Origin of the sequence: Acinetobacter sp. YH12098 (assembly GCF_013419235.1) — a bacterium.
In the GTDB taxonomy this organism is placed as follows: Bacteria; Pseudomonadota; Gammaproteobacteria; order Pseudomonadales; family Moraxellaceae; genus Acinetobacter; species Acinetobacter amyesii.
The window spans coordinates 1-1,390 of the sequence record NZ_VPAO01000097.1 but is presented as its reverse complement, the minus strand read 5'-3'; the positions used below and the strand labels follow the sequence as shown (position 1 = coordinate 1,390).

The window sequence follows — 1,390 nt, the reverse complement described above, 5'->3', positions numbered from 1 at the left end:
GATTTAAATCCAATAGAAAATATGTGGTCACGAGTCAAGGCGATTCGAACTAAGTTTAGAGTTAAAGATATTGATAAATTATTTAAAGATTACTGTAATGATTTATTTGGTATTTAGCTATAGATCCGTACACATGAAGGGTGGTTGTATCTGGCAGTTGTGATTGACCTTTTTTCACGTCTTGTTGTTGGCTGGTCTATGAAATCCAGAATCACGACAGATTTGGTTTTAGATGCGTTATTGATGGCTTTGTGGCGGAGAAATCCAAAGAACAAAGTCCTAATCCATTCTCTTGCGAAGCAATGCTTCTCAGGTAGCCAATATACCAGTCATGAATGGCAGACATTTCTCAGACATCATAATCTTGAAAGTAGTATGAGTCGTAGAGGTAATTGTCATGACAATGCTGTTGCAGAAAGCTTCTTTCAGCTATTAAAGCGGGAACGAATTAAAAAGAGAATCTATGCAACTAGAACTGAAGTAAGATCCGATATCTTTGAATATATTGAGATGTTCTATAATTCAAAACGCAGACATGGTTCCAATGGTCAGCGTTCTCCATTAGATTATGAAAAGGCCAATCAAAAGATGGTTATGTGTGTCTAGAATTTTGGTGGCTATTCACTCTACTTGCCTAAAGTTTTTAGGTGAAGGTGAATGGAAGCGTAAAAAAAATGGACCTAAATATCGTCGCCAATGGCGTAAGGTTCATATTGGTATCGATGCTGAAACTATTCAAATACGTGCTGTACACCTCACCGCAGATAATGTCAGTGATTCATAGGTACTGGAAGATTTACTTGCTCAAATCCCTTTAGATGAACAAATCGATTCTGTCTATACACGATGCCGTCAGGTCATTGCAGATCGGCAAGCGTATGCAGTGATTCCACCTAGAAAAAATGCAAAGCCCTGGAAAGATATAAAAACTCATTCACGAGAGCGAAATGAACTCCTTCGAACGGTTAATCTTGCGAAGCAGTGCTTCTCAGGCAGGACACTCTTGAAAAAAAGGTCGGGCTATCATCGGCGAAGTCTAGTTGAAACCAAGATGCATTGCATTAAATTATTAGGCGATAAACTCTGCTCAAGGAATTTTAATAGTAAAGTGAATGAGATTCATGCACGCGTAGATGTCTTAAATTAATTCGCAGGATTAGGTCGCCCTCATACCCAAGTTTTCACTTAAATATGAGTAGGTATGGGAGATTTTAATTTTTAAATATTTGTGCAACAAAGCCGTTTTAAAGGAAATAACAAAAGACTATAGCTAAATACCAAATAAATCATTACAGTAATCTTTAAATAATTTATCAATATCTTTAACTCTAAACTTAGTTCGAATCGCCTTGACTCGTGACCACATATTTTCTATTGGATTTAAATCTGG

Annotated in this window: 2 pseudogenes; both read left to right on the top strand. The window is 36.8% G+C overall.

The window, feature by feature from the left end:
* Nucleotides 1-123: 123 nt before the first annotated feature.
* Nucleotides 124-606: pseudogene (locus tag FTU38_RS16705) on the top strand (IS3 family transposase); the annotation flags it as partial.
* A gap of 13 nt (nucleotides 607-619) precedes the next feature.
* A pseudogene (locus FTU38_RS16700) lies at nucleotides 620-1,147 on the top strand (IS5 family transposase); the annotation flags it as partial.
* Nucleotides 1,148-1,390 lie beyond the last annotated feature (243 nt).